The sequence below is a fragment of the Rhizobium sp. 62_C5_N11_2 genome, from assembly GCF_051811185.1.
Lineage (GTDB): Bacteria > Pseudomonadota > Alphaproteobacteria > Rhizobiales > Rhizobiaceae > Rhizobium > Rhizobium leguminosarum.
On the sequence record NZ_JBPWPW010000004.1, the window covers coordinates 1 to 22,295 of the forward strand.

The window sequence follows — 22,295 nt, forward strand, 5'->3', positions numbered from 1 at the left end:
ATGGCGAAGACCGCAGCAAAAACAGCGCCAGTCGTCGAAGGGTTGACCGCATTGATGGAGCGTCATGCCGACGCTCTCTCCAGCCAACTTCAAGCCCATCATCTCAAGGTCTTCCCGCCGACGTCCGAAAAGGGCATTCGATCCTTTGCACCGTCAGAAGCCTCAAAATTGCTTGGCATCGGTGAGTCTTATCTTAGGCAAACTGCTTCGGAAATGCCTGAATTGCACGTTAGCATGAGTCCTGGCGGTCGACGCACGTTTACGATCGAAGATATTCATTCAATCCGTAAGCACCTGGACCTGATTGGCCGCGGGAACCGGCGCCACCTGCCCCATCGTCGCACGGGAGAGCAGCTTCAAGTCATCTCGGTGATGAATTTCAAAGGCGGCTCGGGCAAGACGACGACGGCCGCGCATCTGGCACAGTACTTGGCAATGCGTGGCTACCGAATTCTGGCGATTGATCTTGATCCCCAAGCAAGCCTTTCCGCACTCTTCGGCAGTCAGCCAGAAACTGACGTTGGTCCGAACGAAACACTCTATGGCGCCATCCGGTATGATGACGAGCAGGTCCCAATCGAGCAGGTTGTCCGAGGAACGTACATCCCGGATCTTCATCTAATTCCCGGCAATCTTGAACTGATGGAGTTCGAGCACGACACCCCCCGCGCGCTTATGAACCGGAAGGAAGGCGACACGCTTTTTTACGGTCGGATCAGTCAGGTCATCGAAGACATCGCGGACAACTACGATGTCGTCGTTATCGATTGCCCTCCTCAACTTGGCTACCTCACTCTTTCGGCTCTGACTGCCGCAACCTCGATCCTCGTCACCGTCCATCCGCAGATGTTGGATGTAATGTCGATGAACCAGTTTCTGGCGATGACCTCGAATCTCCTTCGGGAAATCGAGAATGCAGGCGCCCAGTTCAAGTTCAATTGGATGCGCTACCTCGTCACTCGTTTTGAACCGAGCGATGGCCCGCAGAACCAGATGGTGGGCTATCTGCGTTCGATCTTCGGCGAAAATGTCCTCAATTTTCCGATGCTCAAGACGACGGCCGTTTCGGACGCTGGTCTGACAAATCAAACCCTCTTTGAGGTTGAGCGCGGACAGTTCACGCGCTCAACCTATGATCGGGCCTTAGAGGCGATGAACGCCGTCAACGACGAGATCGAAACTCTGATCAAAAAAGCATGGGGTAGAACCACATGAGTCGGAAGCACCTCCTTGACGTCTCCACGGACGCCCCCGACAGCTCATCAGCTGCTGAACACAGAGCGGCAAAGACTCGCTCCATGCCGCTTCTCGGCGTGACCAGAAAAGAACGAGATCCAGCGACGAAGCTGACTGCAAACATCGGTAACGCGTTGCGCGAGCAAAATGATCGTCTTGGTCGTGCCGACGAGATCGAGCGGCGTCTAGCCGAAGGTCAGGCCGTGGTTGAACTGGACACGTCGTCAATCGAGTCGTCCTTCGTTCAGGATCGTATGCAAGGTGATATCGAAGGACTTCTTGCATCCGTCCGCGAGCAAGGACAGCAGGTCCCAATCCTTGTGAGACCTCATCCCGTTAAACCCGCGCGCTACCAGGTTGCCTTTGGACACCGCCGGCTGCGCGCCGTTTCGGAGCTAGGACTGCCGGTCAAGGCGGTTGTTCGGGACTTGACGGACGAGCAGTTGGTTATCGCACAGGGTCAGGAAAACAATGAGCGCGAAGACCTCACCTTCATCGAAAAGGCACGTTTCGCACACAAGCTAAACAAGCAGTTTCCACGAGAAATCGTCATCGCGGCAATGTCAATCGACAAAAGCAACTTGTCGAAGATGCTCCTGCTTGTCGACGCCCTCCCCTCTGAATTGATCGATGCCATTGGCGCCGCTCCAGGCGTTGGACGCCCAAGTTGGCAGCAATTGGCAGAGCTGGTTGAGAAAGCATCGTCTCCGGGAGGCGCGGCGAAATATGCGGCCTCGGAAGAGGTGCAGGCGCTGCCGTCGTCAGACCGGTTCAAGGCGGTGATCGACCATTTGAAACCGCGTCGGATTGCGCGCGGGTTGCCAGACGTCATGTCGACCCCCGATGGCGACAGGCTTGCGCAGGTCACGCAGAGCAAGAGCAAGGTCGAAATTACCATTGACAGGAAAGCCACGCCGGATTTCGCGGCTTTCGTACTCGAGCATTTGCCGGCGCTCTACCAGGAGCATCGCGCAACGCATCAACGGAAACAGGGAGTGTAACCCGCAAAAGAAAAGAGCTCCCTCAACGTCGCCGTCGTGGAAGCCCTTCTGTCTCTGTAGCAAGAACAGAATCGCATTTCCTCGAATCCTCGTCAAGAGTCTTTGGCGCCGTTTTGGTGAGCGAATTTCGTTTGCCTGGTGAAAGGTGAGAGACAATGCACTCGGGGAATGTGACGACGCCGTTCGGGCGGCGGCCGATGACGCTTGCGCTCGTGCGGCGCCAGGCGGCAATAGAGATCAAGCATGGAAAGATTGCCGATAAGTGGAAAGTGTTGAGAGACGCTTCCGCCGCGATGGGACTGCTCGGGATCCAGTCGAACAGCCTGGCCGTTCTTGACGCACTTTTGAGCTTTTATCCTGACAATGAGTTGCGTCAGGACGCACAATTGATTGTCTTCCCGTCGAATGCTCAACTGGCGCTTCGGGCGCATGCAATGGCGGGCGCAACGTTGCGGCGGCATATAGCTATCCTGGTGGAGTCGGGGTTAATCGTCCGTAAGGATAGCGCAAATGGCAAGCGCTTCGCCCGTAAGGGCGACGATGGCCGGATCGAGAACGCTTTCGGCTTCGACCTGTCGCCCCTGCTGGCGCGATCGGAAGAGTTGGCGATGTTGGCGCAAAGAGTGGCGGCCGAGAGAGCCTCTCTCAGGAAGGCCAAAGAGAGCCTTACCATTTGCCGGCGGGATGTTCGCAAACTTATCACGGCTGCAATGGTCGAGGGCGCAGACGGCGATTGGCAGACGACCGAAGATATCTACGTTGCGCTCGTGAGCAGAATTCCGCGTGTTCCGACCCTTGAAGGGGTCACTAGCGTTCTCGATGAAATGTTGATGCTCCGTGAGGAAGTGCTCAATCGATTGGAAAACCTTGAGAATAATGAAGAAATTAGCACCAATGCTGCTCGTATTGAGCAGCACATACAGAATTCAAAACCCGAATCCATCAATGAATATGAACCTCGCTCCGAAAAGGAGCAGGGGGCAAAGGCTGGCTTGAGCCATCAGCCGAAGAATAAATCGCAAAGGGCATTCCCATTGGAATTGGTGCTCAAGGCGTGCCCGATGATCAGCGACTATGCGCCACGCGGCGTGGGGAACTGGCGAGATCTGATGTCTGCCGCCGTGGTGGTTCGATCTATGCTGGGGGTAAGCCCTTCCGCCTACCAGGATGCCTGCGAGGCGCTAGGACCGGAGAACGCGGCGGCGGCAATTGCGTGCATCCTGGAAAGGGCTAATTTTATCAACTCCCCTGGAGGCTATCTGCGGGATCTAACGCGTCGGAGTGAGCGCGGTGAATTCTCGCTTGGCCCGATGTTAATGGCGTTGTTGAAGGCCAACGGACAAGGTGGTTTGAGGGCTGGGTAGGTGCGGCTGATCGTTATCCTGCCGCTGAGGATTTCGGTTGTGGTCAGCTGACCACAGAGCTAACCCCTTGGAAGACGCTGATTTTCGAAGGAGACTGGTTGGAGGGACTGTGTGTAGGTTACCGTCAGGCCCTGAGCCAAATGACGCCTCTTAGGGGAACAGTAGACCGTGACCTCAATACGAAGTCGCTCCAAAGTCGAGCACAAACAAGCCAGGAGCGAAGTCTTCGCACGATTCAGTAATTCATTGGAACCGTCGCGGCGAGCAAATCGCAAGGTGGTCTGCTGCGCCGGCTAATCGCGAATGCGCGATGGCGCCGAAGGAATAGGACGCAAACAATAGGAACAAATACCTGCTGCTATCCGCAGAGGCCCCGATCCTGGTCGAAGCGAAAGCCGATGCCCGCTGGTAGCTGGATTTCGTTCACGACCAGTTCACTTGCGGAAGGCGGTTTCGCGTGCTCAACATCGTCGACGATGTGACGCGCGAATGCCTGGCGGCGATCCCGGACACCTCGATCTTGCGTCGTCGCGTCGCTCGAGAGCTGACGACCCTCATCCTATGCGCGGCAAACCTGGAATGGTCGTTTCCGACAGGCACCGAACTCACCTCAAATGCCATCCTTGTCCGGTCGAAAGATCATGAGGTCGAGCGGCACTACATCGCGCCGGGAAAGGAGATGCAGAATGGCTATGTCGAGAGCTCCAACGGCTGCATGCGCGACGAGCTGCTCAACGAAAGCCTCTTCTTCGGCCTCGATCATGCCCGAAGTGCCATTGCCGAATGGGCCGACGATTACAATCCTGTTTCATAACACCCATCTTTCTATGTCATTGAAAGGAATAGATTTTCCTGATCTGGAGGCGATCCCGCGGGGTGGCGAGGGTTCTTCCGGGCACGATCGAGAATCTGACGTGCTTGCGGGGTCGCGAGTTTGGAACGGCTGAAGATCCATGGGCCATCGGGTAGCGGATGAGCCCCCTTAATATCGCCAGCCTCGGCCGCCAGACGCAGCGTCTTTGGCGATATCCCGAGTAACTTCGCCGCACCGCCCAGATTAAGCCATGGCTCAACCCCGTCGATCTGCGGACGGAAGACCGGAATCTTGCGATATGACCTCAGCGCGGTGACCCGCTCCCGTGTCCAGCGATTGCCATTGCCGGTCGTCAGTCCGTTGCGATTGAGGACACCGGCAATCACATCATCATTGGCGATCAAGACGAGCTGTTTCACAGCGTCGACAATGTCGTCAGGGGTCGCATTTCTTTGGCCACGGTGTCGCTTCGGCAGGCGCAGTTCGGTGTGGACGCCTCCAACCCAATGAATGACGAGGACGATCTCAGAGGTTCCATCATCGAGATCGGCGACCACTTCATTGATGAGCGTGCGCACGATGCGCTTCTTCAGCCTTGCATCGGTTGTCGGCGCCGTCCAGACGGCGCGAAGGTTTCCCGCAAGTGCGGTTACCTGTGATGCGGACATGGGGAACGGATGCGGCGTAACTGTCCGATGTTTGGCAATCTTGGCCTCGATCTCACCGACGCCAGTCAGCGCCTTGTTCCAGCGTGCTTCCAGCTCCGACGTCACCAGCCTATTCTCTGGATCGGCCGCGTCATATTGCCGGAATGCCCGGTCGGCTACATAGCGTGCTGCCTCGAGGTCGCGCATCAGGGCATCCTGAACCTGATCGCGTTGGTTGGCCATATTGCGTTCCGCCTCGACGGCGGCGGCAATGGCTCCTGGCTCGACCACGCCGAGAAGTGCCTCTTCGATCGCGTCATCGACCCGCAGACCGCCGAAGGCGATGCAACGTGGTTCGCCGTTGTCGAGCAACCCTCGCCAACAGGAATAGCGCGGGATGTTATGGTTGGCTCCTGTGTAACGAACCGTCAGCTTCCGGCCGCACCTTTTGCAGCGGAACAGGCCGGCAAGCAGAGCGTCGCCATGCTTCGGCGCTCCATGATGGCGACTGGCCGGTACATTGTCGCTGACCATCTTGCGGATCTCCTCCGCCCGTTCCCAACTGATGTAACCTTCGTGCGCATCCGGGATCAGCGCCAGCCATTCATCACGCGCCTTGCGGCGAATTCCAGATCGGCCATCGTATCCTGGTACGGAACGACTCTTACCATAAGCATAAGCGCCGCCGTAGATCGGGTTCGCAATCATCCGGTGGATGGTGGCATAATTTGGCCTGCGCCAGATGACGTCACCGTTGGCGCACCTGACGGGCAGGTCCAATCCCTGCTCAAGGAACCATAGCAAGGCCTGCCGGGCACTCCCGAGTTCGGTGACCTTGTCGAAGACGAGTGCGATGGCTTCCTGGATGCGCCGATTGGGATCCTTCTCGATCCTGTCACCGGCCTTTACGAAGCCGGCCGGAACAGTGACGACGAGTTCACCGCGGCGAGCCTTCTCATAGCGGGCGGAAAGGGAACGCTGACGCAAGAGATCGAGTTCATACTCGTTGAGGCTGCCCTTCAAACCCAAGAGCAGGCGGTCGTTGCCCTGGCGGGGCGCATAAACTGCTTCCTGGTCGACCAGGACGGTATCGACAACGCGGCACATCTCGATGAGTTGCTGCCAATCGCGGCTGTTCCGGGCGAAGCGCGATACCTCACGCGCGGCCACGGCGCCTACCTTGCCAAGGCAGACTTCCGCCACCATCCGATCAAATCCAGCGCGGGTCACGCCGCCGGCGGCCGAACGACCAAGGTCGTCATCCACCGTCTCTATATGTGACCATCCAAGCGCTGCCAGACGGTCGCGCATGGCGTACTGGAGGGCGCTGCTCTCTCGATTGTGCAGAACCTGGTGAGCCGAGGACTGCCGAACATAGAGGATGGCCTTCCGCTCCAGATGATGCGGCGCGATCTTCTCATGCATCATGACCGGCCTCCTTCTGTTGGCAGGCATGTCCGCACTTTGCGTGATCGACGAACAGCCGCACGATGAGCACCGTCAACGCTTGGCGGGTCTCCTCCGGCAACTCCGGCCATTGCGGCGTCCCTGCCGTCTTCCCCCGCTGCGGGGCCGAGAACAGATCGAACTGGCATGTCATGGGCTGGCGAGGCATGAACATCTCTCCGACTCGTTTCGTGAGAGACCAATGCTGCGCCCATTACCGAAGATTGCGATGAGGCATCAGCGTCCTTCAGCAATCTTGCCAAAGAATGCAGGCTTGCGAGATCGACGTGCGGGACCGCCAGGCTGCGCCAACAACCACTCACTGATCGGTCGAACATCCACGACGGGACCTCAAGAAGTCGACCAGAAGAAGAACCAGAAAGGCTGCAGCGGAAAATATGCGTCCCTTTAGACACCGCCTCATGCACGTGAACAAGCCGTCCGGACCAGGGATGCCACGGATACAGAAGCTCGCGAACCTCGGTCCCGTGGGTGTTCTGTCGTCGTGTTGTACAACCAATTCCGGCCGCACGCATCGCTCGGATCCAGACCCCGACAAATGATGCTGAAATAACCGCCGTAACCGCGCCATTTGGCCTACTCTAAACCGCCGGGCTCTCTTATGTTCGTTTGCAAGCTCTTTAGTCATGAGTCTTTCTTTCCGGTTTTGAGGACGAAAGCCGATGCGTGTAGCTGTTGAACAAAGGAGGAGACAGGGCATTTCGACGACGGCTGGCATACTCTTATGCGCGGGTTGGGTACCGCATTTCCGTGTGTTCGTCTGGGGCTGCCTCTGTCTAATCTCGGGCTTGGAATTGTCCGCCACATAGAGCCTGCGAGGGTTCCCCACCGGAGCCCTGCCTCCATCTTTGTCCAACAGCAGATGATTTCAATTTGCGGGTTAAGCGTCTCTGTTCAAGCTGGTTATTCGCCTTTAGCCTTTTGCTATGGGAGCGACCTCCTGCCCGATGGCCCACAGGAACGCTGCCATTTCTCGCGCAATGGCGGTGACCGCGACGACCTTCGGCTTGCCTGCCGCCATCAGCTTGCGATAGCGCGCGCAAAGCCTCACCTGGGCTTTCCAAGCAATCTCGCGAACCGTTCTTGGTAGGTCGTCCAGTCGCGCCTGGATCTTCGGGCTCACGCGAGCCGGGAAGCGATATGTCCAAGCCCCTTCAATGAGTACCCTTCGAGCCCTTGTATTGCCCGCCTTGGTGATCCCACCACGCTTGACCCGTTCGCCGGTTGAGCTTTCCGACGGCACGAGACCGAGATACGCCATCAACTGACGGGGATTATCGAAGCGCCTGACGTCGCCGATCTCGACGACAAAGGTGACCGCCGTCATGAACGCGACGCCGCGGATCGCCTGGTAGGCGGCCACAACCGGGGCCATTGACCAGGATGCCGCGGTCTCGACGACCAGCTTGGTCAGCCGATCCAGGCGCACGCAGGCATCCGCGACTGCCTGGCAATATTCCGCCAGCAGGATTTGGTGGGCGGGATGATCGAAGGCCTGGCATGTCAGTCAGCCATCTTGTATGGGCACGCGTCCATGGTTCGCGTCCGGCATAGATCCGGCCATGACGCAACAAGAAGGACTGAAGTTGCTGACGCGCCTGTTTCAGCGCGTCGCTGGCCGCCTCACGCGCCCGCACCAGGTCGCGGATCGCCTCATGGCCTTCATCTGGGACCCAGACTGCGGTCAGCTCGCCCGCCCGGTGCAGGCGCGCTAGACCCATGGCATCCCGGCGGTTTGTCTTCACCCGGTCGCCCGCACGCTTGGGCACCAGTGACGGCGCCACGACCACGCAATCATGCCCCAGTTCGACAATATGCCGGTAAAGACCGTAACCGTTGGACCGGCCTCATAGCAAAAATGAAGCTTAGCTCCGCGCTTGGAAAGCTTGTTGACCATAGATGCCACTGATGCCGGCTCCGAGGAGATGTCGCCGAAAAACCGCACCTCGCCGTTGCGGGTTCCGTCGGCAATGGCCACCGAAATCTTCAATTTCGACGTATCCAAGCCGACGAAAATTACGCTATCTTCTTTCATGGTTCGCCCTCGCTAAGCGTGGGGCTCGGCTCCGGCCTATCCAGAGCAACCCCCGAATTCAGCTTACCGCGGGGGCGGGCCACCTTCACCCTACGAACATACGGTCTAATCGCCGCCGGATGAGGATTGAGCGCCAGCCAGCGGGTCCAGTGATCAAGGTTTTTCCGCCCGACCTGCTGTCGTGGGCCAACTGGCAGGGAGTTTTTTGGAGTAAGACGCCCCGCCAACAGCTAGTTTTCCAGTGGTCAGCTGACCACAGCTCCAACACTTTGAAACGAAACGACTTTTCAGACGCTTCTGGAACGGTGCAGCTCCTCGGGGCCACCTTTCACAAGGTCAGCCATCGAGATAGGTACCGTCCTGTCGCCGCCATGGGTTCGCAGGTTTTGATGGGCAATTTTGATCGTCATGACCGTAAAGATCTCATGACATTCTAAGGTCACGGTTGACTGGGTAGAATGGCCGCCAGCCTTCTATGCGGCTGGTGTAGTAAGGTCAGTTGATGCACGGACCCGATCGAGCAGCTTCGTGTTGTGCGCCCAGCATGGGCGCACTCTTGTGGGTGGAAGTCCCCACGTAAGTTGGTCATGGCGAGCGAAGCGAAGCGCAACTGAGGAAGGGCGACCAACCGTGAGGAGGAAGCGTGGATCGAAACTGAGGGCCGATGAACAAGAATCGGATATGGCGGTGCCGACCAGGGCGAGCGGGCAAAGAACGGCGAAGCTCTCTTGACCAAGAGGCGGTGGCGTAGATCCGGCGGTCGGGCAGTGAAGGAGTGCGCTCTTACCTGGGGAGATCTCGCCTCACGCCAAAGGGCGACGGTGTCGAGCCTGAGCGAGAAGCAGAGGCCTTAGTAGTGAGCACGGAAGTGCGGACGAAGGGCCGAACGAGCGAAAGGGAGAACCGCTGGTTATCTGATTTGAACGGTCTCTGATGGTCGCGTCAGCGAAGCTCGCCGATCTGGCAGGTAGGGTGAAGCTCGAAGGGCCACGGCAGCGAGAAATGAAATCCGCCGCACCAGGATAAGCAACGCCACGCGTCAGGCTGGGAGAACTGCGATCCTGCCGACTTCAACTGCTCCAACCGCCCGGTGCGGATCCGGATGCCGGGTGGCTGGGAGGGAGGAGCCGAGGCAACAGGCTCCCCCTATCCCCATCAAGCGACCAATGACAATGTTTGTCACGACTGAAAGCAGACATTAGCTTGTAATCTTTGCAACGCTTCCGCGAGATGCTTCAGGACGATGACCTCCCAGGCTCCGAGGACAGTCGGAACTTGCTGGTCGCGAAACAATATGTTCGCAGATTTTGGCCGTAGTCATTCTTGTAGAAATCATAGCTGCCGGCGTGGACAAAGGCCCAACCGAATTGTCGACCATCCTCGAAAGAACGCCGAAACGCTTATGGGATTTTGAATGAAACAAACACTGTCTGACTGGGTCCTAGCTCGCGCCCGAATTCTTCGTGCGGCCGAGATGGATTGGCCGCGAGGGGAGGGGGCCGTTCTCTGCTTTCAATGGCGCCGTCGAGGGTCATGGCCCGCGCGCCTCTACGGAACGTAATCGCCGCGGCTGAAGCCGCAGCATGTTCCGAGGGAGGGAGGGCGAGCAGGGGGAAGAAGCCGCCTCCGCGGTCGAGGATGTAGGCGCTGAGCCGAAACTGTGGAGCGATAGCGACTAGCGGTCCTGGCGCTGCAGATCCCCAAAGCCGGACCTGCAAGCTATGCCGTCGAATAGCGGCAAGAAGAAACACCCTGCCATCGGTTGCCGGATGAACCGTGCCCTCAGCGGCGAATGAGGCCAAACCGGTGGGCTTCGTCCAGCAGGACCCGCACCGAGGACGGTTGCCACTTCTTGCCGCCGCGGACAGGCCGTTCTCCCATCTGGTCCAGTTGCGCGGCGATGTCGCGCAGCGACAGATTGGGATCGGCAATGGCAATCGCTGCCACCAGCTTCATCAGGTAGTCTTCGGGAGCGCGGCGAGGGGACCGAGCAAGGAGTTCCTTCTCCGCCAGCTTTTCGCGGACCATGCGATGAACAGCGCGACGAAGGCGTTCGACGGTCCAGTCGTGGCCACGGCGATTGAGCACCCGCACGACATTGTCCCAACTGTGCTGCGGCCGGAGTTGCCGCACCATTGGCAGCCACGTCTGCGCCGATGCAATAAGTTCATCAAGATATAACTTATGCCGTGCTTGCGTGACTGCCTTGATCGCCTCCGGCCGTCGTTCTCGCAGACCCGGATTTCCAGGAAGCTTGCCGCGCGCCTTCGCCGCCTTAATGCCGGCTTTGGTGCGCTCGGCGATGAGCGCCCGCTCGAGCTGCGCGACCGCGCCGAGGACCTGAAGGGAAAACATGCCCTGTGGTGTGGACGTATCGATCGGATCGCGGATCGACCGGAAATGGACGCCGCGTTCTTCAAGGTCCTCGATCACCTGCAACAGATGGCTGACCGACCGAGCAAGGCGATCCAGCCGGACAACAACAAGCACGTCGCCGGCGGCGAGCTCGCCGAGCAGTCTCGTTAGGACGGGCCGTGCCCGTGAAGCACCTGATGCTTGCTCCTGAAAAATCCGCTCACAGCCGGCGGCGCGCAACTCGTCCATCTGCGCATCATGGACCTGATCATCAGTCGAGACGCGTGCATAGCCGATAAGCCGTTTGGGTGCTGACGATGGATTGGCGCCTGGCCGTTTTGCCATGGTTTTCTCACGGGTATTTCAGGTGCTTTGTACAGATAAGGAATGCGTGAGAAAATGATCAGTTGCAAGCGTGTTTTAAGCTCTGAATAGCGGGCCGCCAGACTCAAATCGTCGCCCAAGACGAGCGACGGGCCGTCCACATAGGCAAACGCGTGCCTGCGGGCTTCTGTGACGGAAATGCCGGAAAACCAATGGTTCCGAAGATAGTGGAACGACTAAGACCTCGCTCATGGGGTATTGAAGTCTGTTTCGGTATCGGCGCCAGATCACTTGGCCCGACGGCGCGGGTCGAATTCTGCTTGGGCGAGTCCGGTTAATCCGGCCGACATCGCCCTAGAAGGCCGAAAACCGGGCCTTTCCGGTCATCCAGGACGACCGACATCGCCGATTTGCGGTGTTATAGCAATCACGTCCGATAAGCATTACTTATCGGAAGTGAGGCGAACTCTAAACGACGCAAGCGATGACGGAAGTTAATGCCATCCTGGCTTCCAGGACAGAAAAGAACGGCATTAATTCATATGGTTAATGAAACGGAAACGGCGAAATATTGAGTAAGCGGGGGGTAAGCGGGGCTGATTTGGTGGCCATGCCAATACAATCAGCATGTCTGACGCAGAGCAGGGTGCTCGAAGGGCCGAGAGCGTTCAGGCGCGTGCTGCAACCATCGAGGCGAGGGGTGCAATAGGATGATCTTCGTCATTGATCCCCAGCCGATCGCCGAGATAGTGCCAGAACGACAGGCCGAGCTTTTGGCAGGTCTTCATCAGGCCGAGCATGCTGTCTCGCGCCTGCCGACCGTTGCGACTGACCGTGCCGCCGGAAATCTTTCGCTTGATGACAAATCCGCGCAGATCTCTTTCCGACGCATTGGTATGGAGCGGGGTTTCAGGCCGCTCGAGAACCCGCAGCAGTTCTGCCTTGCGGCGTCTCAGTCGAAACAGCAGTTTGTCGAGGTCGCCATAACCGGTGCGCAGCGAGAAAATCCGATCGAACCGGGCCTGAAGGCTCCGGGCTGCACGCGGATCAGGTCTTCGCTGATAGGCTTTCAGGGCCTTGTAAAAGCGCCAGATGAGATCCCGCAGGGTTTCGACATGCCGTACTTGGCCGGGTGTCGCCGGCATCAGTTTGTGCAGCAACCGTTCGGCGTGGAGCACAGCGCATGGGTGCCGACGCGGAACTGTCCGGCATCATCGGACACAATCACCGCATTGCCGACCAGACCATGATGGCGGATGGCGCCCCAGATGCCGGCCTCGGCAAACGGGCGGATTATTTCTTTGTCGAAGATGTCGACCCCATTGGCGGCCAGATACTCGAGAAACGGAACCTGATTGGCAAACCGCCGCGGTTGGCGTGTGTTCAACCGCGCCAGAAGGGCGGGGTCGACCTGACGGTCTTCCAGAAAGGTGAAGGCGGCATCGTTGAGAACATAGTCCTGATAGTTGCCGCGCAGCAGGGCCAGAAAGTTCAGCCGCGACTTCGACGGCGTAGTGCGGAAGGCGGTGAAATGTTCGCCTCCGATCTGTGTCGTATGGAAATTGCGGTTGGCATGACGGGCGCCAGTGTCGTCGACCGTGACAAAGGGAGCCGAGACCAAGCCCGCATGCAGCACGGCGGCATCCTCGGCATGAAAGCCGTCCAGCCGCTGCGTCAAAAACCGGATGACCTGGCGTTTGGAAATCTCGACACCGACATCGTTGAGCAAGGTCGTCAATCGCTGCGTTGTGACCTGCCCATGGCTATGAAGCATCAGGCAGAAGCGACGCAGACTGGCGCCGTAGCCGCCCCTTATCCCTGCTGGCAGCGGCGCAATGATCGTGCGTCCTTCCGGTGTCACCCAGCATTCGCGGCGATAGCGCACCACTTCGGCCCGCACGACCAGATCCCGGACCACGCAATCCTTGTAGCCTTTAAACCGCGATCCAGGTGGGGCTCTGGCAGGCAGTACCTCTTCGCGCGTGGCGCTCCCCGTGTCGCCCTTCGGCCCGCGACGCCGCGCCGGCTTTCGGCTGCCGGCCACCGCCTTGTCGCTCGTTGCCTGGTCCATACCCGAGGGCCTGAAGGGTGGGCGTGGCGGCAGGTTTTTAAGCCGCGCAATCTCGTCGCGCAGAAGCTGGTTGTCGACCTTCAGCCGCGTGTTCTCTACCCTGAGCAGGTCGTTGTCTTCTCGAAGCTTTCGGTTGTCAGCCTCAAGCTTCTCGATCCGGATTTCTGCCCGATCAGCCCGCTCCACCAGACCAGTCACCAACTCCCGCAGCGCCTTCAGCGACAGCGTGTCGGCATGCTCGGCCATGGGGAGGCGGCGCTTCGTCATAAAGGAAGTGAATCATGATTCACAAAAAACAGGAATCCCTTCTGCCACCAGATCTGCTCCAGTTACCGTCTGGGCGCTGACCCCAGAGGGCTGCGCCCAGATCTGCTCCAGTTACCGTCTGGGCGCTGACCCCAGAGGGCTGCGGATACTCCGCGGTCATGGCGGGGACATTACACCAGAGGTGGGTGGGCTCGGTGGCGCAGGAGTCGCTACCGGTCTACCGGCCGCCGCGCGACACGGCCGACCGGGGGACGGGAGAGGCCCAAGATTTCCGATCCCCCCGCGGCGGAGTTAGCTGCGATCGACGCGGTACTCGCCCGTTCCAACACGGCTATTGCCGAGGCTCAGGCGCCCGGGCGTGGGCGGAAGGGGCAAGCTCGACGTCACGCCGCAGGCGGCGCGACGGATCCTGTAATTTCGGTCGTGTCCGCTATCGTGGGGCAAACGTCTGTCTGAAAACTAGTGGATCGGGAATGGAGCGCTCGTCGGCAGGAAACGACGTCTTCAGAGCAGCGTGCGGAACCTCGATCTGAAAAGTCTACCCCGCACGTTCGCGCATAGGCTTGTTTGCAATCAGGCCCGCCCTGGCGCGTAGAGTGCTGAATGTTGTCTCGCCATATTCACCTAACCTATTGGCGTTAAGCGGCCTTCTATTCGACATCACATCTCCTCCAAGGCGCCACCTCGATCGGTTCCGTCAGCCTTCCGAGAGGTGATCCATCGGAGATCACTGTGCATGGGCGCCTGGCACCTGATCCAAAAGGAATGGTTATGGCGGCAAAACCACTGGGCTGGAGATGTCAAATCACCTGCTGCCCTTGCTGTCAGCGCCCGCAAGCCGAAAATGTCCTCGGCGGTCCTTATCGCCTTCCTCGACCGTCCCGCCCCAGGTTAGTCGCCGCAAGACCCTCAGAACATCCCACGGGATCTCATCGATATCGATGGCGATATCAGAGCCGCTGCGATAGGTCGCTTCATCCAATGCGGCAATGACCTTGGCTTCGAGGCGACCGTCGTAGGACGGTTCTTCATTGCCGTATTCGAAGCGCCCGCACCATACGATATGATCACGCCAGACGATGAAATGGCTGCGGCAGCCGTCCTCGCGCCATACCGACGGATAAAGCGAGCAACGCTCGCCCCGGACCGTCAGAGACCATGCCTTTCCCGCTCGAGGATCAAGGTTGATGACCAGGGTGTCACCGCACCCGTCTGGGCATCTTATCAACAGCGAACGGGGGCGGGTGCGGATGACGGCGGCGGTATCGCCGGGCAGTTCGAGCAAGGCTTCGGTATCATCACGATATTCGCCTCTTCCGCGCCAGCGGATCTTGCGTGCTGGCGACGTCATGGTGCGCCCCCGCAAAGATCGGCGACAAGACGGGCGGCGATCCGGTAGCCCCTTGCGCGGCGCCCGCGGTCGGCATCGGGACCATCCGCCCATTGGCAGCGCCGCAGGAGCTGCACGGCGACGGCGGTCTGGTATTCGCCGGGGCAGGTCTGAATGGCGATCCCCATCGTGCGGATCTGGCGGACAACCGCTTCGATCCAGGCAAAGCGTGTTGCCGGGCGAGCAGGCCCGGGGGGATGGCGAAAGGCCGTTGGTGCATAAAGTCGTTCGATCACCGTGGTCCATTCCGGATCGTCATAACGGTGCTGGTCGACGTCGGGTGGCAACTCGAATGCCAGCCAGGCTTCGAGTGCGGCAAGATCGGCGGTCAAAGGCCCGAGCGTTACCGAAGCCAGATCGATCAGGATGGCACTAGATCCGCGCACCCGCACATTGTCGCCATGCAGGTCACCATGAATCGGGGCCCGTCGATAGGTCTGCTCAAGTGATGCAAGAGCGGTCCACAACGTCTCAGGTGTTTCAAAGATCCCGGCCTCGGCGGCACGCTCGACATAACAGGGATCAATCCGATCCGGGTTCCACACGCCAATGTTCCTGAGGGCAACCGCGACAGCGCCTCTGACCGGATCGCTCGCATAACCCTGGTCGCGCCAGCCACCCAACGTTTCATCCAAGAGGGCGGTGATGGCTGATCCTGCGACATTGCGCCGGGCAAGCGTCCAGAGCGATTCCGAGCGGTCAACGAAACTGCCGACGAGAAGACTGCGCTGGCTGCCGTGGATCAGTTCATCGATATTGGGACGCAGTCCGAACGGGATGAAGCGCTCCGCGAAATTCCGATAATTGTCGTGTTCCTGTGCGATCTTGTCGCGTCGGTCGAGCTTTGCGAATGCCGGTTGCGGCCACGCACCGATGTTGGAACGGTCGACGATCATATGGACGGCAAAGACGCGAGCCGCAGAGCGCCCGCCACCCAGTTCGACAAGCGCGATCCTGCTGCAGTGAGGAAAGGCCCGTTTGAACAGGATCTTGTCGGCTTCGCGTAGTGGCTCGCGGTCATCGGACGTGTTGATGTCGAGGTCCAGGCGCGGCACCTTGCCCGCATCGTATCGGGCAATCACCTCGGCGATGGCGGGCGCTTGAGGCGCGGTATGCAGGCCGACGGAAGGTAGGCCGGCAAGCGTTCCCAGACGATCCTGGATACGGCCCGTCGCGGCATCGTCGGGCGCAATCACATCGACGCGCAGACCGTGATCCACAAGCTGCAGGGCGTCGCGTCCGACCGCCTTGATGAGCTCGTCTTCCTGTCGCCCATTGACGTTCACGACGACACTACGTGCGAAGCCGGCATTCGGGAACAGCGATGTCGGATCACATCGTTCTATGATGCAACGGCGATTGGCAAACTCGCGCATCATCAGTGCGCCGGGCGCTTCACCGATCCACAGCACGTTGCGGCGTTCGTCAAACATGGTGTGCTCCTGCGGGGCGGACGGGCAGCGGCCAGCTTGGGCCATGGCCGAGCGCGCCGGATGGTGAACAGACGATGCAGCCGCAGCGCTGGGCGGCAGCCGTTGGCCTCACCGTGCCGCGCACGCCGTCATAATATTGGAAGCGGCTTTGCGCGGGCATGGCCGTGACGGCTCCGAGGAACATCGTGACCGCAAGCGAGGCGACCGTCGAATTGATGGAAACGACCGCGGGCTGGGGAACATGTGCGCCGAGCACATAGGGATCGGCTGCGCGTTGGGCCGGGGTGAGCATCTCACGGCGGATCTGTTCGCCGTTCAAGGCACCGGTGCAGGTCAGGCACGGCAGACCGGGCGCCAGCATTTGTACCCGGCCGGTCATGTGCGAGACCAGACCGTCGGCAACCGTCACACTGACGCCGACATCGATGGCCGGCACGAGATACTGGTAGGCGGCCTGGCCGACGACGGCGCGGCTGGCATGCGAATCCGTGCACAGGAAGATGAAATCGAAGCCGCCGATCAGGCCTGCGACCGGGCCGTCGACGATATCGCCGACAATGCCCTGCACAGCCGCCTTCGGATTGACGGCAAGCATGGCCCGGCGGGCGACATCGACCTTCGGCGTGCCGATATCTGCTGCCGTCGCCCCGATCAGCCGATTGAGGTTGGTCGCCTCGACGCTGTCGGGATCGACGATCGTCACGTTTTCGGCTCCGAGATAGGCGAGCTGCTGCACCGTCGCCGATCCGGTGCCGCCGGCGCCGACAACCAGGATTTTCAGCCTTGCGATCATCTGCTGGCCGTCCCGGCCGAAGGCGCGGATCTGCCGATCGTGGCGCAGATCGCCCTCCTGGAAGCCTGCCGCCGCGTCGCTCAGCAGCGTCAGCCCGGTTCCGACCTCCCAGACGTCAACGGGCGTCCGCAGGCCGAGACGACGGGCGCTCAGCCCTTGCGGTCCGATCACCATTGCCAATGGACTTGCCTGCGGGGCACGCCGGTCGAAAAAGGCCTTCATCTCCTTTTCGCCGGCATCGTCGATCGACGAAAAGACAGGCCTCCCGGCGGCGTGCGGATGCGTATGGATCATGACGGGGCTGAGGCGCTCGATGCGCGCTCGATTGGCAATGTCGACCAGGACGGCGGGGTGGAGGCAGACCGAGGTCGGGCCCCGGCTCACATAGGCCGACTGGTCGACCGGCGAGGCTTCGGCAAGCACCCAGCTTTTGGTAATCTGGTCGAAATGGGCGTAGCCGATTGCGCAGGCCTCGGCGCCGGTTGCCGCCAGCAGATCGTCGGCCAGGCTCCTGCAGGTCCCTTGCAGCGTACGTAGTCCGCTCATTGGATCCTCCGTAGCCGGTCGATGATGGTGTTCATCCAGCCCGACAGCGTGTCGCGGTTTGCGTCCCATGGCGTTGTCAGATGCCATGAAAACCACAGCCCGCTTTCGCTGGTTTCCGGGATCGCATTGTCCGAGGCCGCATTCTGCGGCAGGTTGCCCGAGGAAAGCCTGAGGCTATTGTCACCCCAGAAGCAGTCCAGGGCGGCGTAAGGGTAGGCCACCGGAACCAGAAAACGGATCGTGGTCTGCCTTGCCGACCATCCTTCGGGCAGCAGGACGGCCGGCACGCTCACGAGCGTCGTTCCGCTCGGCAAGAGGCGTTTTTCGGCGGCTGAAAAGCGCGCCCGGAGTTCGTCAAATTGACGTTCGAGGATCGTGCTCATCAGCCAAAATTCGCCTTCGGGACAGAGGAGAAGCGGCGCGCAGGCGTCACATCGAGATCGACGATCTCGTCGTCTGCGATGATGCGGTCCGGATCGTCGCCATGGCCTTCCAGCATAAGATCGTGTTCGGGGTTCCAGCCCGAAACGCGTGCCTTGATCTGCAGACCGGTCAGTTGCGGCTGGTCGGTTTCGTACTTCTGGCCATTGACGAAGAAGTGATAGGTCTTCGGACGCGGCGCGGTGATGAAGCGCTCGACGCCGTCGCGCGTGAGGTCGATGGCTTCGCCTTGCTTGATCAGGCGGTCGGTGCCGCCGCGAACCTCGAGAAAAACCGCCTCATTGTCCGACGCACCGCTGAACAGGCGCAGCGCCGCCTCGTCGATCGTTTCGAGACCCCATTTGATTTCCCGGTTATTGGCAAAGAGGCGGAAGATACGGTCACCGGTAAAGGCGATGAAGCGTTCGGTGCTCTTGGCGCGCAGGTCGAAGGTTTCGTCGAGACGGACATCCTCGAAGTCACCGGTTTGAAGAATGGCATAGAGGCTATAGGCCTCGGGCGGCGCAAGCTTGCCGGCGCCCAGAAGCTGGCGGCCCAGTGGCACGGGGTCGGAAAGCGCGATCGGCTTGAAGACGATACCGTCGACGGCGAGTTCGGCGGGATGGCCCTTGTTGGTACTGTTATCTTGCATCGGAATTGATCCTCATGATTGTCACCGCGGTCTGCTGTGACGTGCACTGGATCAATCCCTGCGAGGAACGATAACCGGAAAGGTCAGGCGAAATTTTTTTCGAATGTTCCGCCCGGCACGGTTCCGCACATAAAAAACGCCGGGCATTTCGGACAGGTGCGCGGCGATGCCTTGGTCGGAAATTGGCCGGACAGTATGGCGGCGATATTGGCCTCGAGCTTGCGCCGCCGCGTGTCGAGCGGCCCATCCTGCAGGCTGAGCCGTTCGTGGCCTGCGTCGGAAAGAAACAAGATTTCGGCGCTGCAGCCAGGTGCCTGATCGTTGACGGCAAGGAGCGTCGCCATGACGGCAGCGCCTTCCATCGCCGTCGTGCGCCTGTGGCCCGTCTGGACCTGCCGCAATGCCCGCATGACGCCGGCGGCATCCGTCTGCGCATAGTCGATCTCGATTTCGATCGTTGCCCCGGCGAGCGTAAAGGACAGGCGGTCCGGCGGGGCGACGGGCCTGCCGTCGTTCATGGCGACGAAATTCCGGACGAGTTCGCCGGCAAGGCGGCGATAGGCCGGCGCGGCCGGCAATGCAGCAAGAGGCGAGGCCGACCAGAGACGTTCGACGATCTCATCCGGACCGGCCGCCTCCGCCGCGATGGTGCCGGTGGCGATCAGCTCGCGGACCGCCTGCCGGACGATCTCGTGCATGTCCTCATAGGCGGTCGTGGTACGCCGGCCGCCGAGTTTGAGGATATGGGTATAAAAGAAACGGCGCGCACAGCGCTCGTAGAGGGCAAGCTCGCTCTGCCGGAAGAGGGGCTGTCCGCGATAGATTATCGCGATCGACGGGTTGTCGGGCGGCAGATCGAAGCTGGACGGCGTAACGCCGAGCCGAGACAGGCCGGATCCGAGCCGGGCGATGAAGGGTGAGGGCTGCCGCTCGGACTTTTTCGTGCGGCCGGGCGCGTAGACGAGGAGCCGATCGCGCGCCCGCGACAGGGCGACATAAAACAGACACTGCTGCTCCTGCATATGCTCGCGATCATTGAAACGTTCGCCGTCAAGGTCCGATCCTTCGATCATGCCGTCGGGCGGCGGACAGGCTGGCGCGGCGGCGTTGCGCGGCAAGGTACCCTTCGCCATGCCGGGGATGTGCACGACGCGAAACTCAAGGCCCTTGCTGGCATGCATGGTCATCAACCGCATCGCGTCGATGCCGCCTGCCGCCTGCGGAATATGTCTCAGGTCCCGGTCGTCGGAGAGGCGTACAAGCCGGCGGATCCTCTCGAGCAGGGCGGAAATGGCTCCGGTGCGGCCTGCGGGCTGGGTCCGCACGAAATTCATTAACTGCCAAAGGGCGATCCCTTTTGCGCGCGCCTGCATGTTGCCGGCGCCGGCAATCTGTGCCGCCATACGGCTGCGGTCGAGCAACAATTGCGCGAGGGTATCCCAGGGCGGAGAATTGGCGTCGAAGCCGGCAAGCAAGGAGGAATAGGCGGCAACGGCCGCCGCGGCTGGCTCGCTGAGGCCGGCAGGCGGGTGTTTTATCCAATCGAGTGGTCTGGCCGTGTCGTTATTGAGCGCTTCATTGAAACGACCAAGATCGCCAAGCGGTATCGTCAGCCCCGGTGTGGCGACCGCGCGCGCAAGCGCCATGGCGCGCCGGTCGATCAACAGCGAAAGCCATGCCAAAAGATCCTTCACCTCCGGCCGCTCAAACAGACTGCCAAGATAGAGGACGGGAATGCCCCTGGCCTCGAGGCCGGCGCCGATCTTGGCGAGCCGGTCGTTGCCGCTGCACAAGAGCGCCTGGTCGCGGAAGGCATGACCGGCATTGCGCATTTCCAGGATGCCGTCGGCGAGAGCGTCGATTTCCCTTTCGGTGTCGCCGTCGACGGAGCGGAATTCGACCGGATTGCCGCTGGCCCTGCGGTTCGATTTCAGTGCCATGGGCGTGGCCCCTTCGATCTGCATGCCAGCCGCGAAGGCTTGGTAGCTGTCGACGATCTCGCCCACAGAGCGATAGTTCACCTCCAGCTGATCGCGACTGCCGCCCTTGAAATCCTGCGTCTCGAAACGGGAAAGGTTGAAGGATGATGCGCCCCGGAAGCGATAGATCGACTGACGGACATCGCCGACGCACCACAGGTTGCGACCACCCGGGCTCAATTGCTGCAGGAGCCTCACGCTTGCCCGGTTCACATCCTGATATTCGTCGACAAGGATATGGCCGATATCGGCGGCGACGGCGCGCGCGATCTCGGGGCGCGTCTCAAGCAAATGCGTCGGCAAGGCGACGAGATCGCCAAAATCGACGCAGTCGAGCGACCTCTTCAGGTCGCTGTAGCTCTCATAGACGCGCGCGACTTCGCGGGCCCGGTCCGCCCGTCCGCCCGACGCGCCGTCCGAAGCGGCCAACTTGTCGACGAGAGCGGCATAATCTGGCGCAAGCACGACCTCATCCTGCGCCCGGGAGATCGCAGACAGGAGATCGCGCAGCTTGTCAGTCGGATCGGAGAGATCCCGGTAGTGGGCAAGATCGAGACCGGCGACCCTGTCGAGCATAAGATCGATGGCTTCGGTGCGATCGAGCAGCCGTGGTTCGCGAGCAAATCCGAGCTCCCTATGATAGCTGCGCACCAGATTGAGGCCATAGGCGTGGAAGGTGCCGATCCACATGGCCGCTGCCGCTTGCGGCGCACGCTTTGCAATACGCTCCGACAATTCGCCGGCCGCTTTGTTGGAATAGGTCAGGACGACCATGGTACGCGGGTCGACCGCATCCTTGTCGATGAGGTCGCAGATGCGGCCGACGAGGGTCTTCGTCTTGCCCGTACCCGGGCCCGCCTCGAGCAGAAAGGCACCACCGCGATGGGCTGCGGCGCGCGCCTGACGATCGTTCAGCGGCAACGTGTCGCAGGCGTCCTGTCTGAGCTCGACCGACGGCAAGAGTAGCGCGTCCAGCAATTGCTGGGCAACCGCGCCAAAGGGCGCGCCCAGCTTCGCCGCTATGGCGTTCGCGCTCATGCCCGCCAGGTGTTGCTCACGCAGGAATGCGCGCGGCATCAGCAGCTCGCGCGAAAAGAGGTCCATCTGCACCTCGCGACGCGACTTGCGGCTATAATCGGCGACGCGCTCTTCGCCATCGGGGGCCGCCTCGACCGAACGAGCCGGATCTGGGTCGCGCGCCTGGTCGGGCAATCGCGCGTCACCGAGGGTGGCATGGCCGATTTCGTGGCCGATCAGGAAGGCGTTCATGAACGCATTGCCGGTGTCTTCATGCAGAATGCTATGGCTGTGCGGGTCGTAGCTCGCACGTGCTTGGGCCAGAAGCGCGCCGCCCGGCTTCAAACCGGTTATGTCGACGATGCCGCAGCGATCGGCGGCCGCTTCCACCAGCGCCAGCGGGTCCCAGGGATCTATGCCTTGTTCAACCAGACGGGCGTGGATCCTTGCGGCCTCCTGACGGCCGAGTTCGACCGTATCCATC

At 60.5% G+C, this 22,295-nt stretch carries 12 protein-coding genes and 3 pseudogenes; 4 read left to right on the forward strand and 11 right to left on the reverse strand.

Going from position 1 to position 22,295, the window contains the following annotated elements:
- The 4 genes and pseudogenes from repA to AB8B31_RS31760 form a co-directional block, all read left to right on the forward strand.
- Window positions 1–1,215, forward strand: a 1,215-nt coding sequence (gene repA, locus AB8B31_RS31745; RefSeq protein ID WP_096771948.1) for a plasmid partitioning protein RepA, incomplete at its 5' end; no start/stop codon positions are given.
- Window positions 1,212–2,237 (forward strand): plasmid partitioning protein RepB, encoded by a 1,026-nt coding sequence (gene repB / locus AB8B31_RS31750; protein WP_096771943.1) that lies wholly within the window; start codon window positions 1,212–1,214, stop codon window positions 2,235–2,237. The genes repA and repB, both read left to right, overlap by 4 nt.
- 155 nt (window positions 2,238–2,392) lie before the next feature.
- Complete coding sequence (gene repC / locus AB8B31_RS31755; RefSeq protein WP_096771944.1) at window positions 2,393–3,601, forward strand: plasmid replication protein RepC; 1,209 nt, start codon at window positions 2,393–2,395, stop codon at window positions 3,599–3,601.
- Between the two features lie 358 nt (window positions 3,602–3,959).
- Window positions 3,960–4,403, forward strand: a pseudogene (locus AB8B31_RS31760) (integrase core domain-containing protein); the annotation flags it as partial.
- A 23-nt stretch (window positions 4,404–4,426) separates the two neighbouring features.
- On the opposite strand, the gene AB8B31_RS31765 reads toward AB8B31_RS31760, so the two are convergent.
- The 11 genes and pseudogenes from AB8B31_RS31765 to AB8B31_RS31815 all read right to left on the reverse strand — a co-directional run bounded on the left by AB8B31_RS31765 (window position 4,427) and on the right by AB8B31_RS31815 (window position 22,294).
- Window positions 4,427–6,490 (reverse strand): recombinase family protein, encoded by a 2,064-nt coding sequence (locus tag AB8B31_RS31765; protein ID WP_097622254.1) that lies wholly within the window; start codon window positions 6,488–6,490, stop codon window positions 4,427–4,429.
- On the reverse strand, window positions 6,480–6,677 hold the full coding sequence (locus tag AB8B31_RS31770) for a hypothetical protein (protein ID WP_037145433.1): 198 nt from the start codon (window positions 6,675–6,677) through the stop codon (window positions 6,480–6,482). The genes AB8B31_RS31765 and AB8B31_RS31770 overlap by 11 nt, the downstream gene beginning before the upstream one ends.
- A 765-nt stretch (window positions 6,678–7,442) precedes the next feature.
- A pseudogene (locus AB8B31_RS31775) lies at window positions 7,443–8,564 on the reverse strand (IS110 family transposase).
- Between the two features lie 1,782 nt (window positions 8,565–10,346).
- Window positions 10,347–11,264, reverse strand: coding sequence for a recombinase family protein (locus AB8B31_RS31780; RefSeq protein ID WP_096772351.1), 918 nt, complete (start codon window positions 11,262–11,264; stop codon window positions 10,347–10,349).
- 647 nt (window positions 11,265–11,911) lie between these two features.
- A pseudogene (locus AB8B31_RS31785) lies at window positions 11,912–13,581 on the reverse strand (IS66 family transposase).
- Between the two features lie 805 nt (window positions 13,582–14,386).
- Window positions 14,387–14,932: a DUF6527 family protein gene (locus AB8B31_RS31790; protein WP_096771497.1), complete on the reverse strand. Its 546-nt coding sequence runs from the start codon at window positions 14,930–14,932 to the stop codon at window positions 14,387–14,389.
- The gene (locus AB8B31_RS31795; protein WP_096771496.1) at window positions 14,929–16,404 is read right to left on the reverse strand and encodes a phosphotransferase; all 1,476 of its coding nucleotides are present in this window, start codon (window positions 16,402–16,404) and stop codon (window positions 14,929–14,931) included. Before AB8B31_RS31795 ends, AB8B31_RS31790 begins: the two co-directional genes overlap by 4 nt.
- Window positions 16,397–17,743 (reverse strand): ThiF family adenylyltransferase, encoded by a 1,347-nt coding sequence (locus AB8B31_RS31800; protein ID WP_170961490.1) that lies wholly within the window; start codon window positions 17,741–17,743, stop codon window positions 16,397–16,399. The genes AB8B31_RS31795 and AB8B31_RS31800 overlap by 8 nt, the downstream gene beginning before the upstream one ends.
- The gene (locus AB8B31_RS31805) at window positions 17,740–18,126 is read right to left on the reverse strand and encodes an E2/UBC family protein (protein ID WP_141399549.1); all 387 of its coding nucleotides are present in this window, start codon (window positions 18,124–18,126) and stop codon (window positions 17,740–17,742) included. Before AB8B31_RS31805 ends, AB8B31_RS31800 begins: the two co-directional genes overlap by 4 nt.
- Window positions 18,126–18,815, reverse strand: coding sequence for a multiubiquitin domain-containing protein (locus AB8B31_RS31810; RefSeq protein ID WP_096771494.1), 690 nt, complete (start codon window positions 18,813–18,815; stop codon window positions 18,126–18,128). Before AB8B31_RS31810 ends, AB8B31_RS31805 begins: the two co-directional genes overlap by 1 nt.
- 83 nt (window positions 18,816–18,898) lie before the next feature.
- Window positions 18,899–22,294: an ATP-dependent helicase gene (locus tag AB8B31_RS31815; protein WP_096771493.1), complete on the reverse strand. Its 3,396-nt coding sequence runs from the start codon at window positions 22,292–22,294 to the stop codon at window positions 18,899–18,901.
- Window position 22,295 lies beyond the last annotated feature (1 nt).

Bases quoted from the DNA above. Each gene is read 5' to 3' on its own strand.
- AB8B31_RS31790 (WP_096771497.1), bottom strand. From the start codon at position 14,932: ATGACGTCGCCAGCACGCAAGATCCGCTGGCGCGGAAGAGGCGAATAT.
- AB8B31_RS31815 (WP_096771493.1), bottom strand. From the start codon at position 22,294: ATGGATACGGTCGAACTCGGCCGTCAGGAGGCCGCAAGGATCCACGCC.
- AB8B31_RS31795 (WP_096771496.1), bottom strand. From the start codon at position 16,404: ATGTTTGACGAACGCCGCAACGTGCTGTGGATCGGTGAAGCGCCCGGC.
- AB8B31_RS31770 (WP_037145433.1), bottom strand. From the start codon at position 6,677: ATGCCTCGCCAGCCCATGACATGCCAGTTCGATCTGTTCTCGGCCCCG.
- AB8B31_RS31805 (WP_141399549.1), bottom strand. From the start codon at position 18,126: ATGAGCACGATCCTCGAACGTCAATTTGACGAACTCCGGGCGCGCTTT.
- AB8B31_RS31810 (WP_096771494.1), bottom strand. From the start codon at position 18,815: ATGCAAGATAACAGTACCAACAAGGGCCATCCCGCCGAACTCGCCGTC.
- repB (WP_096771943.1), top strand. From the start codon at position 1,212: ATGAGTCGGAAGCACCTCCTTGACGTCTCCACGGACGCCCCCGACAGC.
- AB8B31_RS31780 (WP_096772351.1), bottom strand. From the start codon at position 11,264: ATGGCAAAACGGCCAGGCGCCAATCCATCGTCAGCACCCAAACGGCTT.
- AB8B31_RS31765 (WP_097622254.1), bottom strand. From the start codon at position 6,490: ATGATGCATGAGAAGATCGCGCCGCATCATCTGGAGCGGAAGGCCATC.
- AB8B31_RS31800 (WP_170961490.1), bottom strand. From the start codon at position 17,743: ATGAGCGGACTACGTACGCTGCAAGGGACCTGCAGGAGCCTGGCCGAC.
- repC (WP_096771944.1), top strand. From the start codon at position 2,393: ATGCACTCGGGGAATGTGACGACGCCGTTCGGGCGGCGGCCGATGACG.